General features: G+C 71.9%; 10 protein-coding genes and 1 pseudogene. 6 read left to right on the top strand and 5 right to left on the bottom strand.

The window, feature by feature from the left end:
• The first annotated feature begins 14 nt into the window (after positions 1-14).
• A complete protein-coding gene (locus EAO72_RS12620; RefSeq protein ID WP_261991448.1) occupies positions 15-2,024 on the top strand; it encodes a SpoIIE family protein phosphatase in 2,010 nt (669 codons plus the stop codon).
• Positions 2,025-2,139: 115 nt separating this feature from the next.
• Positions 2,140-2,472, top strand: a pseudogene (locus tag EAO72_RS12615) (PI-PLC domain-containing protein); the annotation flags it as partial.
• Between the two features lie 97 nt (positions 2,473-2,569).
• On the opposite strand, the gene EAO72_RS12610 reads toward EAO72_RS12615, so the two are convergent.
• Positions 2,570-3,049 (bottom strand): lamin tail domain-containing protein, encoded by a 480-nt coding sequence (locus EAO72_RS12610; protein ID WP_148017382.1) that lies wholly within the window; start codon positions 3,047-3,049, stop codon positions 2,570-2,572.
• A 411-nt stretch (positions 3,050-3,460) separates the two neighbouring features.
• The gene (locus tag EAO72_RS12605) at positions 3,461-4,108 is read right to left on the bottom strand and encodes a DUF6629 family protein (RefSeq protein ID WP_148017381.1); all 648 of its coding nucleotides are present in this window, start codon (positions 4,106-4,108) and stop codon (positions 3,461-3,463) included.
• Positions 4,109-4,390: 282 nt separating this feature from the next.
• On the opposite strand from EAO72_RS12605, the gene EAO72_RS43805 reads away from it, so the two are divergent.
• On the top strand, positions 4,391-5,695 hold the full coding sequence (locus tag EAO72_RS43805) for a pectate lyase (RefSeq protein WP_315986303.1): 1,305 nt from the start codon (positions 4,391-4,393) through the stop codon (positions 5,693-5,695).
• 90 nt (positions 5,696-5,785) lie between these two features.
• Here EAO72_RS43805 and EAO72_RS12595 read toward each other — a convergent pair whose 3' ends face one another.
• Positions 5,786-6,085 carry a DUF1876 domain-containing protein gene (locus EAO72_RS12595; protein ID WP_148017380.1) on the bottom strand — a complete coding sequence of 100 codons (300 nt, stop codon included), beginning with the start codon at positions 6,083-6,085 and terminating at the stop codon, positions 5,786-5,788.
• Positions 6,086-6,341: 256 nt separating this feature from the next.
• Between EAO72_RS12595 and EAO72_RS12590 the strand changes: the two genes are divergently transcribed.
• Together EAO72_RS12590 and EAO72_RS12585 are read left to right on the top strand one after the other, a co-directional pair.
• Complete coding sequence (locus EAO72_RS12590) at positions 6,342-7,175, top strand: PP2C family protein-serine/threonine phosphatase (RefSeq protein WP_148017379.1); 834 nt, start codon at positions 6,342-6,344, stop codon at positions 7,173-7,175.
• Between the two features lie 63 nt (positions 7,176-7,238).
• On the top strand, positions 7,239-8,234 hold the full coding sequence (locus EAO72_RS12585; RefSeq protein WP_148017391.1) for an MASE1 domain-containing protein: 996 nt from the start codon (positions 7,239-7,241) through the stop codon (positions 8,232-8,234).
• Between the two features lie 137 nt (positions 8,235-8,371).
• On the opposite strand, the gene EAO72_RS12580 is transcribed toward EAO72_RS12585, so the two are convergent.
• Entirely contained in the window at positions 8,372-9,631 is a 1,260-nt protein-coding gene (locus EAO72_RS12580; RefSeq protein ID WP_148017378.1) for an FAD-binding protein, read from the bottom strand.
• Between the two features lie 417 nt (positions 9,632-10,048).
• Between EAO72_RS12580 and EAO72_RS12575 the strand changes: the two genes are divergently transcribed.
• A complete protein-coding gene (locus EAO72_RS12575) occupies positions 10,049-11,551 on the top strand; it encodes a sugar transferase (RefSeq protein ID WP_148017377.1) in 1,503 nt (500 codons plus the stop codon).
• A gap of 102 nt (positions 11,552-11,653) precedes the next feature.
• Here the strand turns inward: EAO72_RS12575 and EAO72_RS12570 are convergent, their stop codons facing one another.
• Positions 11,654-12,637, bottom strand: coding sequence for a GDP-L-fucose synthase family protein (locus tag EAO72_RS12570; protein WP_148017376.1), 984 nt, complete (start codon positions 12,635-12,637; stop codon positions 11,654-11,656).
• Between the last annotated feature and the right edge of the window lie 50 nt (positions 12,638-12,687).

Below are 12,687 nucleotides of genomic sequence, written 5' to 3'. Positions count from 1 at the left end.
TGACGGACGCCCTCCTGGACACCTTGTTCAGCCAGTCCGCGGTGGGACTGCACGTGCTGGACACGGAGTTGCGCGTGGTACGGGTCAACTCCCTGTCCGACGCGGTCGCGCCCGAGCACATCGTGGGACTGCACTTCACCGAGGCCTACCGGGTCGACGACCCGGAGGGGTCGGAGGAACTGCTGCGCGGTGTGCTGGAGAGCGGCGTGCCGGTCCTGAACCATGTGATCCGCGGACAGCTCAGGGGGGCGCCCGGGCCCGACCGTAGTCTGACGGTCACGGTCCACCRCCTCGACGACCCTTCCGGCCGGCCGCTCGGGCTGCTGGCGGCCGTCGTCGACGTCACCGAACAGGAGAAGTCGCGCGACCGGGTGGACGCTCTTGCCTCGGTCCGCAGGAATGTGGGCCACTCCCTCGACATGGAGGCGATCTGCGAAGGGTTCGTGCGAGCACTCGTACCCCGGTTCGCGGACTTCGCCGTCGTCGAGGYGGTGGACGACGTACTGCGCGGTTCGCGCGCACCGCTCAGCCCGCCGGGATCCGACGTCCCGCTGCGCCGCGCGGCCCAGCTGGGGACCGACGGGGACACCCCGGTGGGCGTGACGCGGCGGTTGCCCGCGGGAACGCCGTACGCGCTCGCCGCCAACGATCTGCGGCCCCGGCTCGTCCAGCTCGGCCCGGACACTCCGTGGCTGGACTCGGATCCGGTCGCCGGGCACATGGTCAGGGCGATCGGCGCCCACTCCCTGATCGTGGCTCCGCTGAAACTGCACGGGGCCTTCCTCGGCCTCGTGAGCATGTACCGCTGCCCCGGCTCCGAGCCGTTCGACGAGAGGGACCTCACCTTCGCCCTGACGGCGGCCGCCCATACGGCGCTGAGCATCGAGACCTCGCGGCGCTACGCGCGCGACCATGTGATCGCCTCGACCGTCCAGCGCCGGCTGCTGCCCCAGTACAACGGCACCCGGATCGCCGTCGAGACCGCGCATGTGCTGCTTCCGGGGCGCAACAGCGGCTGCTGGTTCGACACCATCGGGCTGTCCGGCGCCCGGACCGCCCTGATCATCGGGAACGTCGCCGGGCACGGACTCCAGACCGCCATCACCATGGGGCAACTGCGCACCGCGCTGCATGCCCTGGCCGGCCTCGACCTGGACCCCGACGAGGTACTGGCCCGCCTCAACGACACGGCCGACCGCCTCGCCCGGGAGCGCCGGTCGCTCCCGCCGGGTGACTCGCTGCACCGTCAGCCACTGACGGCGACCTGCATGTACGCCGTCTACGACCCCTTCTCCCGGACCTGCACCGTGGCGCGGGCGGGGCATCCGGCGCCGGTCGTCGTCGATCCGGACGGCCGCCCGGTCGCTCTCGACGTGCCCGAGGGCCCCTCTCTGTTCTCGGACGACAGCGCCCCGTTCGCCACGGCGACGGCCGAACTCACCGAGGGCAGTGTGCTGGCGTTCTTCACCGGTTCCCTGCTGCCCGACGACCAGTCCGTGACCAGGGTGCAGGACGCGCTCGCCTATCCGGACCGTCCTCTGCGGGAACTGTGCGACGCCGTCGTGTACAACATCCCCGCCGAGACGCACCCGGACGGTGCCGCGCTCCTGCTCGCCAGAACGGGAGTCGTCCCGCCCGACCGGGTCGCCACCTGGGAGCTGGCGCACGACCGGACCACGCCCGCCATGGCCCGGACCCTGGTCCGCGACCGGCTCGAAGGCTGGAACCTCGGCGAGGAGACGATCGAGGCGACCGAGCTGATCGTGAGCGAGCTGATCACCAACGCGGTCCGCTACGGAACCCCACCGCTGCATCTGCGGCTCCTGCTGGACCTCACGCTCACCTGCGAGGTCCACGACACGAGCCCGGTGGCCCCGCATCTGCGTCACGCCCGCACCGTCGACGAGGGCGGCCGCGGCCTGTTCATCGTCTCCCAGCTCGCCACGCACTGGGGCACCCGGTACAGCGTCGACGGGAAGGCCCTGTGGACCGAGCAGGAGATCCCGGCCGACGACGTTTCCTGACGGGCCGGCATTCACGGTGAGCGGGGCGGCGAAGGCTCCGGCTCGCAGCATCGCCCGGGGAGACGGGCATGAGGGCATGGGCCGCTGCCGCTCTCGGCCGCACAGGCCGAGCAGGCCGGCGCCCTGGTACCGCAACTTCTACCGGTACGGGATGGAGACGCCGTTCGCGTTCCGTTCCCCCGCCGACATGACCTGCGTCCCGCACCGCGGCGGCACAGGCAAGCGGCTGTTCCTGCTGAACCACTTCATCACGGCCGCGGGCGGCAGCCGGCTGGACGCGGGGAAGGTCAACGCCCGTGACTGGGTGCTGGACCGGGCCCACCGGTGCGAGCGGGAGCGGGGCAGTCCGGTGAACTTCGTCGCCGTCGACTACACGACGATCGGCGATGTGCGCGGGGCCGTGGCAGCGCTCAACGAGGAGCGGGTGGAGGCCGCCGGCGCCTCGTGACGGACAGGGGTGCGGCGCACCACGGAGGTCGGGCCGTGGTGCGCCGCGGTCAGGACGCCGGCGGCCGCCCCGGGTTCGGTGGGCGGCCGCCGACGGGTCAGTGGCGGCCGCCGTGGCGGTGACCCCAGGACTTGGAGTCGACCTTGTGGCCGTGCGCGTCGCGCAGGGTCGCCGTGTCGCTGCTGTCCCAGACGTAGCGGCGGAGGTCCTGGTAGACGTCGGTGCGGGAGTCGCGGCCGACGCCGGTGTGCACACGCACCGAGGAGCGGCCGGGCAGACGCAGGTCGAACCGGTAGGTGCGGCGGCTCTCGTCACGGAGCGTCCAGCCACGCAGGTTGACCGAGTGGCGGCTCGTGTTGGTGACGGTGACCCACTCGCCGTTCAGGCTGCGGTTCGAACCGTTGTCGCGACCGGGGCTGTTGTACTGGATCTTGCCCAGAACGACGGCCGAGCGCGGGGCGTGACCGCGGCCGTGGCCGTGGTCGTGGTCGTCTGCGACCGCCGGGAGGGCGGCGGCGGCCACCAGCGCGCCGGACGCGAGAACAGCAGCGGTGATCCGTCGTGCGGAACGGGACATGAAGACCCCTCAAGTGCAGGCCCGGGCCTTGCGGTCCGGGCATTTTTCGGCCCCGGTGTAGTGCCGGGAAGGCATACTTTGACCGGGTTGCCCGGAGCCGGGTGACCATCCCGGGCCGTGTTACGAGACGCGGACATTTCCGTCACACGCGGTTGTACGCGACATCCAACGAAACCTCCGGGTACCTGTCAATCGCTGGCCGCTGCACCCACCCCCACGGCGCCGGGTTGACGGAAGCCGGCGCCCGAACCGCACCCCGCGGCACCGGGTCCGCACCCGGCCACTCCGGTCCCGGGATCCGTAACAGTGACGTCACGGCCGGATCTGAACGTCCGTTCCATTACCCCGGGAAAGCAGCACGGGGATTCCCTCGAACACCGTCCGAAGATCCGGCCACACCCGGCCCGTCCGTCACTCCCCGGCCGTCCGGGCAGGGCGGCCCGTGGTCCCGGCCGGGCGCCTTCCGGACCAGCCGAGCAGGACCACCGAGCAGATCGCGGCGAAGGCGCACCAGGTCGAGATGAACTCCAGCCGCCACAGCGCGGCGCAGACCGCGGCCCCGCCCGCGACCAGCACGCCGAGCCACACCAGCACCCGGTCGCCGGACAGGAGCAGCGATCCGACGGTGGCCAGGAGGTAGCCCGCCACGAGGAGTTCCGGACGCGGCAGGTCGAGGACGTATCCGAGCGTGTGGCCACGGATCTGCGCCGTCACCGGCCGGGTCGCCAGGCTGTACGCGAGCGCCGCCGAGGTCGCCGCACCCACCGCCACGGGTACCGCGAGCCGGCGCGGGGCCGGTGGTGGAGCCGCGCACAGCACGCCCAGCGGCACCCAGAGCGCGAGGACCGGCAGGGCGATGACCGCCCAGGCGACGGTGGCCGGCCCCGCACCGCCGTCCGCGCGCCAGACCACGGACTCGATGATCTGATGGGCCCCGAGGAGCAGCGGCAGCGCCGCCAGCGGAAGGTCCCTGACCCGGCGGGTGCGGAGTACGCAGGCGGCACCGATCGCCGCAATCGCCGTGCCCGCGACGAGGTCGGCGGTCGCACTCCAGCACATGGCGTCACCCAGGGGTTTCTCGTCCGTGGCGACCGGTCTCCGCCGCGGCCGCTCCCTCGTCACGCTACGGCTCGCCCAGGGGGGTGCCACATCATGACACTCCCACTTCTTGACCGGTCCATGCCGTTGACGTACCGTCACCGCTGTTCTCATACAAGAACTCGGTTCACCATACGGAACAGCATGAGTCGTGGTTCCGATGGTCGAGGGATTGCCTACCACCGCACCAAACCACTCATTGGTGCCTGCGGAGGACACCGCAGGCGGTGAAAGGAATACCCAGTGCGTACCAGAAATCAGCATGCCAGACGCAGGGGCGGCCGGGCAGCCGCGTCGTTCGTCGCCATAGCGTCACTCGTTCTCGCGGGGCTCACGGCGCTGTTCGCCACCGGCTCCGCGACGGCGGCCCCCGCAGCCGGCTCGTACAGCCTGTCGAACGCCGCGAGCGGACTGTGTCTGGAGGTTCCCGGCGCGGCAACCTCCGACGGCGTCCAGCTCGCCCAGCGGTCCTGCAGTGGTGCCGCCAACCAGACGTGGCAGCTCAAGAGCTCCGGCAGCGGCTACACGCTGACCGCCGCGCACAGCGCCAGGTGCGCCGGTGTCCGCGGGGCCTCGACGAGCGCGGGCAAGGCCGTGGAGCAGCAGAGCTGCACCGGGGGGGCCGGCCAGGTCTGGACGCTGGCCCAGGTCAGCGGCAGCACGTACCAGGTGGTCAACGCCAACGGCGGCAAGTGCCTGAACGTCAAGGACGGATCGACCGCGGCCGGCGCTCTCGTCCAGCAGAACTCCTGCGACTCGGTGACCAGCAAGCGCTGGACGTTCACCGCGGCCGGGTCGACGCCCACCGACCCGCCCACGGATCCGCCGACCGACCCGCCGACCGACCCCGGCTCCCCGCCCGCCTGGCCGACGGCCACCAGCAGCCAGGCCGTGACCGCGACGATGAAGGTCTCCGGCACCTACGACGGCGGCCTGAAGCGCTTCTACGGCAGCGGCGAGCTGGGCAGTGACGGCCAGGACGAGGACCAGCCGGCCCTGATCGAGCTGGCCGACGGCGCCACGCTGCAAAACGTCATCCTCGGCTCCCCCGCCGCGGACGGTGTGCACTGCCTGGGCGCCTGCACGCTGAAGAACGTGTGGTGGGAGGACGTGGGTGAGGACGCCGCCACGTTCCTCGGCGGGTCCTCCTCACTGGTGCGCACGATCGACGGCGGCGGCGCGAAGCGGGCGGACGACAAGGTGTTCCAGCACAACGGCGGTGGCACCCTGGTCATCAAGAACTTCCAGGTCAGCGACTTCGGCAAGCTCTATCGCTCCTGTGGCAACTGCTCGACCCAGTACGGCCGCCATGTCCAGGTGCAGAACGTCTGGATCACCGCCCCCGGCGACGGTCTCGTGGGGATCAACCCCAACTACGGTGACACGGCCCGCCTCTCCGGCGTGAAGATCTACGGGGACGGGGACCGCGACATCGACGTCTGCACCAAGTACAAGGGTGTGACGAGCGGGGAGCCCAGCAAGACGGGCACCGGCCCGGACAGTACGAACTGCCTGTACGCCACCTCCGACATCACCTATGTCGACTGATCACCGGTGACGTGCCGGGTCCGCCCGTCCCGGACACCGGGGCGGGCGGGCCCGCGGCGGTGACCTGCCGGAACGAAGGCCGGGCAGGTCTCAGGCCGTCGCGTCCGACCAGGCGTACGGCGGTGGCACGGGCTTGTCCCCCGGTCCCGCGCCGGCCCGGCCCAGCTCACGGTCGGCCACACTCATCAGCTGACCCGCGACATCGCGCATCGCGCGGCTCGCCGCCAGTTCGTCACCGATGGTGGGCACGTCCGGATCCTGCGGGCTGCATCGGGCGACCCCGTGGCCGGTGAGTTTCGCCGTACCGGTGTCGAGCACCGCCTCCGCCTTCGTCGTACCGTCGTCCTCCGACAGATCGACACGGACCGTCCACTCCATCGTGCGGTTCATCGTGCACCTCCCGGCCCGCACCGGCAGGCGGGCGCCCGCCGCCGTGCGGCTCCGTCTCCAGCATCCACCCAACCGGCCCCGCACGCCCGTCACGGCTCGGCCTGCGAGGACGCCCGGACCGAAATAGGATGCAGGGACCACGCCCGCAGCAGCCGGGCCGGGCGTTCGCCCTCCGGGTCAGCGGCGTCGACCTCATGGTCCGACCCGCCGCACCCCTGTGGTGCGGACGGCCATCACCTGCCCTGCGGAGCGGCCCATGAACCGGCGTCGTCCTCCTCGCCCGGCCAGTTCCGACGAACTGCTCACCACCCTCCAGGACCTCACCTCGCGGGCCCGCCGGGAGGTGGAGCTGCATCAGGCGCGGGTGGAGCTGGCCGAGGCACTGCAGCGCGGAATGCTCCCTGCGGCCCTTCCCGCGCTGCCCGGGCTCCAGACCGCCGCCCGCTACACCCCCGCACGCAGCGGCCTGGACATCGGCGGTGACTGGTACGACGGGTTCCGGCTGCCGGACGGTTCGCTGGCCTTCGCCATCGGGGACGTGCAGGGCCACGACGTCGAGGCGGCGGCCTTCATGGGCCAGATCCGGATCGCGATGCGCGCGCTCGCGGCCACGGCGGCCGATCCCGGCGAGGTGGTGGGCCGGACCAATGACCTCCTGCTGGCCGTCGACTCCGGCCTCCTGGCGACCTGCACCTTCGTCCGGCTCGATCCACGGACCCGCGAACTGCAGAGTGCCCGCGCCGGACATGTGGGCGCGGTGTGGGCCACGGCCGACGGACGGTCGGGCGTCACGGACGACGAGGGTGGCCTGCCGCTCGGAATCCAGAGCGGCGAGGAGTATCCGGTGACCACCCGGCGGCTCACGGCGGACGGGGCCTTCGTGCTCCTCACCGACGGCGTGATCGAAGGGCCGTCGTACCCGATCGACGAGGGACTGGACGCCGTCGTACGCCTGGTGCGCTCACAGGTGGCCGACGATGCGGACGAGCTGGCCGACGCGATCCTGGGGACGGCGGAACGTACCGGGCACGAGGACGACGCCGCCGTACTCGTGCTGCGCCACGCGGCGTTTCCCGCTGCCCCCGGATGAGGCCGATGGAGCGGCGCGTGTCACGCAGCGGCCTCCTGTCGCGGCCGGTGTCTCATGAGAACCGTGATCCACAGCGAGAAGAACCGGCGCAGGGCCATGGCTTTACTGCGCATCCTGGCCGTCGCCGGTGCCTACTACGTGGCCGCGGACCTGGGCCTGCTGCGGCAGGTGACGGTCCACGGGGCGGTGGTCACGCCGCTGTGGCCGCCGACCGGCATCGCGCTGGGTGCCCTGCTGGTCATGGGGTTGCGCGTGTGGCCCGGCATCGCGCTCGGCTCCCTGCTCGTCATCGCCACGCTCAGCGGTTCGGTGTCGGCGTCCACCGCAGTCGTCGTGGCGGGCAACACGCTCGCGCCCGTCTGTGCCTTCCTGCTGCTGCGCGGTGTGGGTTTCCGTCCTGAACTGGCAAGGCTGCGCGACGGTGTCGTCCTGGTGTTCCTGGGTGCGATGACCGGCATGGCCATCAGCGCGAGCACGGGGACCCTGGTACTGCTGGCTGACGGAAAACTGCCGGCGAGCGGGTTCTGGCCGGCCTGGGCGGCGTGGTGGGCCGGGGACGTCATGGGCGTCCTCGTGGTCACCCCGCTGCTGCTCGTCCTGCGGCGCCTGCGGATGCCGCGGCTCACCGACCGGTGGGTGGAGGGAACCGCTCTGCTGCTCGTCGCGGTGCCGTGCACACTGCTGGCCACCCGCAGCTCGTTGTCGATGCTTTACCTGGTCTTCCCGGTCCTCGTCTGGGCGGCGCTGCGCTTCCAGCTCGCGGGCAGTGCCCCGTGCGCTCTGCTGATCTCGGTCCTGGCGGTGGTCGCGGGGACGGACAGGGTGGGCCCGTTCATGGACCACACCATGCTCGAGGTCATGGTCAACCTCACGGTTCTGAACGGGGCCGTCGCGCTGACCGCGCTGCTGCTGGCAGCCCTCGTCGCCGAACAGCAGACCGTCCGGCACCGGATCGAGTGTGCCTGCGAGGAGCTGGCCGACCTGGTGGACCAGCTCGCCCCGGGCAGATCGGCGGCCGCCTGGCCGTCCCGGTCGAGGGACGAACGCGAGAGCCGCTGATCCACCCGGGGCAGGACAGGACGCGCAGAGCCTGTGATCCACCCGGGGGCGGGGCAGGACCCGCGGAACCCGTGATCCATCCGGGGACAGGTGGCAGGCCCCGCAGAACCCGTGATCCTCCCGGGGAGCGGGCCGGGTCACAGCCGGAAGTGCCGGTCCAGGAAGTCGTTGCGGAACATGCCCTCGGGGTCGTAGCGGGTCATCAGCCGTTCGAAGTCCTCGTACCGCCCGTACAGCGTGCGCAGGACGCCGGGGTCGGTGCCGAAGACCTTGCCCCAGTGCGGGCGGGCGCCGAACGGCGCCAGCGCCTCCTCGATCTCCGCGAGCACCGGCGCGACGGCCGCGCCGTCGGGGACCCAGGTGAAGTGGAAGGCCACCGAGTCCCGGCCGGACGCGGGACTCAGCCACAGGTCGTCGCCCGCCACGGTACGGATCTCGGAGATCTGGAGCAGCGGGGTGATCCGTTCGCGGAGCCGGCCCACCGCCTCGTACGCCGCCGCCGCGTCCTCCCGGGCCACGAAGTACTCGGACTGGAGCTCGTCGCCGTTGCTGGGGGTGAACTCCAGCCGGAAGTGCGGCAGCCGGCGGTGCCACGGCCCGGGGGCACCCTGCTGACGCGTGCAGTTCCCGGCCGGCACTCCGGGGATCGGGTGGCGGGGGCCGTCGGCGAGCCGCGCGCCGAGCCATGCGGCCGGCGCCTGCTGCGCGCCCTCGTCCCCCACCCGCTGCTTGAGCCACACCTGGCCCACGGGGCCCGGCCGCCAGTCGGTGAAGACGCTGACGCTGTACGCGGCCGACATCACCTCGTCGAACCGGCCGGTCAGCACGGACTCGGGCAGGTCCTCGTAGACCCACTGCCGTACGTCGAAGGCGTCCACCAGGTCCAGGGTCAGCCGGGTCACCACGCCCAGGGCGCCCAGGGACACCACCGCACCCGGAAAGTCGTCGTCACCGCGCCGCAGGGTGACCGCCCCGCCGTCCGCCGTCACCATGTCGAGGGCCCGGACGGCCCCCGCGAGGGAACGGTTCGCCACACCCGAACCGTGGGTTCCGGTCGCGCAGGCACCGGCCACCGAGATGTGCGGCAGCGAGCCCAGGTTGTGCAGCGCGAAGCCGCTCTCGTGCAGCTCGGCGGCGAACTCCCCGAACCGGAGCCCCGCGCCGACCGTGACCGCCCCCGCCTCCCGGTCGATGTCGACCACCCGTGGCAGCCCGGCCACGGACACCAGGTCCCCGGCGGTGTCGGCGACCGTGTTGAACGAGTGCCGGGTGCCCAGGGCACGGGCCGCGGTGGAGGCGGCGACCGTTTCCCGCAGTTCGGCCTCGGTACGGGGGATGCACACCCGCCTCGCCCCGAACGTGATGTTGCCGGCCCAGTTCGTCTCCGCGGGAGTCACCGTGCGTTCCTCTTTCACTCGTGCCGGGCGCTGTCCCCCGGCACCGCATTCTCCCAGACGGCAGCGGGCGGCACGGCCGCGAGCAGGGCTTCCGGCTCAACCCTGCTGCCACGGAAGGCCGTTGGCGGGCGGTCGTACATATCCGCACACCATCCGATTCCGGTGTGTCCCAAATACCAACAGCCGCCCACAGAACCTGAGATCCAGTACGGAACGGGACGAGTTCCGGTGGGATCGGCCTGTCTGAACTTCACGGGAACTCCAGCGAAATGGCACGTGTGTGGATATCGTGCACCGAGCGAGGGCGCATCCGTCAGTCCACAGGATCGGCGGATGCGCCCCGTTTGTGGCAATGCAACTGTGACTGGGGGGTTCATGGGGCATGTCGAGCTACCCGAATCCGATATATCAGGACCCGTGGGACTGGCGGGGGCGCCTCGTCCACGGACCGCATCGCACCGGCCTCGCCGCCAGGACTTCGACCGCCTGCGGCAGGGCCCGACCGTACAGCGCGACCGCTCCGACCGGCCTGGGCCGAAGAACAGACCCGGCCGGTACCTGCCGATCGTCATCGGCTTCGATCTCTTCGGCCTGGGAATTCCCGCCTGGCTCGTCCTGCGCACCGACGGACAGCCCAGGGCCCTGGCCGGCGCGGCGGCCGCCGCCATGGTGTGGTCCGGCGTACGGGCCGTGCGCGGCCGGTACACGGCACGTGACACGGGCCGGCCACCGGGCGCGCTGACCGCCACCGGCGACTGGCTGCTGCTCATCGGGCTGATGGCGGTGCTCTGGACCGCCGTCGACGGCACCATCGACCCGGCGACGGCCGTCGTGGCCCTGGTCCCGGGCCTGCTGGCGACGGCGGCGGCCTCCGGGGTGCGGCGGCTGCCGTGGTCCGGGCGGCGCGGGACGGTCCGCCGCGTGCTGGTGGTGGGCGAGGCCGCGGGCGTGGACCGGGCGGTGCGGCTGCTCGCCGCCCGGGCGGACCACGGCTACCTCGTGGTGGCCGCGGTGCCTGTCGGGACGACGGCCCTGGCCTGCGAGGCGCCGGTGCCGGGGCGGCTCGCGCCGCAGCCGGCCGACGACGACGCGTCGACGGTGCTGGGGGCGGCCTTCGCCCACGAAGCGGACCTGGCACTGGTGGTGCCGGGGCCGCGGCTCACCGAGGAGCGGTTACGGCACCTGTCGTGGGGGCTGCACGACGGCGGGCTCGACCTGTCGGTGCTCTCGCATCTCTCGGAGATCGCCGAGAGCCGCGTCCGGCCCTCGTCGGCCGCCGGGCTGACCCTGCTCCACATAGTGCCGCCCCTGCGGCGGGGTCCACAGCAGGCGCTCAAGGCCGCGGTGGACCGCACCGGCGCCGCGCTCGGCCTGATCGCGCTGGCCCCGCTGCTGGTGACGGTCGCCGCCGCGGTCCGGTTCACCTCGGCCGGGCCGGTCTTCCACCGGCAGATCCGTCAGGGGCAGCACAACCAGCCGTTCACCATGTGGAAGTTCCGCACGATGGTGGTGGACGCCGAACAGCACAAGGCCCGGCTGGTGACGGCGAACGAGAACGACGGCCCGATGTTCAAGATGCGCCGGGACCCCCGGGTGACCCGCATCGGCCGGCTGCTGCGCCGCTCGTCCCTCGACGAGCTGCCCCAGCTCTTCAACGTGCTACGGGGTGACATGTCCCTGGTCGGCCCTCGACCGCCGTTGCCCGACGAGGTGTCGCGCTACGACGAGCGTGAGCTGAGGCGGCTCGCCGTCAGGCCGGGGCTGACCGGGCTCTGGCAGGTCAGCGGGCGGTCCGACCTGTCCTGGCAGGAAACCGTGTCCCTCGACCTGTGGTACGTCGACAACTGGTCGGTGGCCACGGACGTGGGACTCATGGCCCGTACGCTGCGCGCCGTCACCGACGGCCGCGGGGCCTACTGAGGGCGGGCGGCACGCATGAGAGGGAAGCAGAGAGCCGTCCGGGTGGAGGGTCGCACGGTCGCGGCCGTCCACCCGGCCCGGGCGCCCGGTGCCGGAGGCGGGTCAGACCTGTGCGCCCTGCTGGTCCAGCCACCAGGCATAGGTCCGGGCGATTCCGTCACGCAGCGGAACGTGCGGCTCGAATCCGAGGGAGGTCAGCCGGGACACGTCCAGGAGCTTGCGCGGCGTTCCGTCCGGCTTGGCCGTGTCCCACTCGACCTTGCCCTCGTACGACGTCACATCGGCGACGACGGAAGCGAGTTCACGGATCGTCAGGTCTTCGCCGGAGCCCACGTTGACGGGTGCGTCACCGTCGTACCGCTCCAGCAGCAGGACGCAGGCGGCGGCCAGGTCGTCGACGTGCAGGAACTCCCGGCGGGGGCTGCCCGAGCCCCAGAGCGTGACGGCCGGGGCGTCGCCCTGGCGCGCCTCGTGGAAGCGGCGGATCAGAGCCGGCAGGACGTGCGAGGTCTCCAGGTCGAAGTTGTCCCCCGGTCCGTAGAGATTGGTGGGCATGGCGCTGATGTACGCGGCACCGTACTGACGGCGGTAGGACTGGATCTGCACGATTCCGGCGATCTTCGCGAGGGCGTAGGCCTCGTTGGTCGGCTCCAGCGGGCCGGTGAGCAGCGCGGACTCGGGTATGGGCTGCGGGGCGAGCTTGGGGTAGATGCAGGACGAGCCGAGGAAGAGCAGCCGCTCGGTCCCGGCGGCGTGCGCACCCGCGATCACGCTCAGCTGGATGCGCAGATTGTCCTCGATGAACTGCACGGGATACGTGCTGTTGGCCATGATTCCGCCGACCTTGGCGGCGGCCAGCACCACGGCGTCGGGGCGGGCGTCGCGCAGGAAGGCCCCGGTGCGCTCGGCGTCGCGCAGGTCGAGCAACTCGCGCCCGCGAGTGATCACTTCATGGCCGTCGGAGGTCAGGCGCCGCACCAGAGCCGAGCCCACGAGACCGCGGTGGCCGGCGACGAACACACGGGCGCCGGGGCGTAGCAGGGACGGGACGGATTCCTGGGGAGGGCCGGGGAGATCAGTCGTCATGGCTCGGATTGTGCCAGCAGCTGTATGACGCGGTGACGTTTTACCGCAGA

The organism is Streptomyces sp. OR43, from assembly GCF_008042275.1.
Taxonomy (GTDB): domain Bacteria; phylum Actinomycetota; class Actinomycetes; order Streptomycetales; family Streptomycetaceae; genus Streptomyces.
The sequence above is the reverse complement of the archived record's forward strand: the minus strand, read 5'-3'. Positions and strand labels throughout refer to the sequence as shown.

Excerpts from the sequence above, each read along its gene's own strand:
- EAO72_RS12570 (WP_148017376.1), bottom strand. The coding sequence starts at position 12,637 with ATGACGACTGATCTCCCCGGCCCTCCCCAGGAATCCGTCCCGTCCCTG.
- EAO72_RS12610 (WP_148017382.1), bottom strand. The coding sequence starts at position 3,049 with ATGTCCCGTTCCGCACGACGGATCACCGCTGCTGTTCTCGCGTCCGGC.
- EAO72_RS12590 (WP_148017379.1), top strand. The coding sequence starts at position 6,342 with ATGAACCGGCGTCGTCCTCCTCGCCCGGCCAGTTCCGACGAACTGCTC.
- EAO72_RS12595 (WP_148017380.1), bottom strand. The coding sequence starts at position 6,085 with ATGAACCGCACGATGGAGTGGACGGTCCGTGTCGATCTGTCGGAGGAC.
- EAO72_RS12605 (WP_148017381.1), bottom strand. The coding sequence starts at position 4,108 with ATGTGCTGGAGTGCGACCGCCGACCTCGTCGCGGGCACGGCGATTGCG.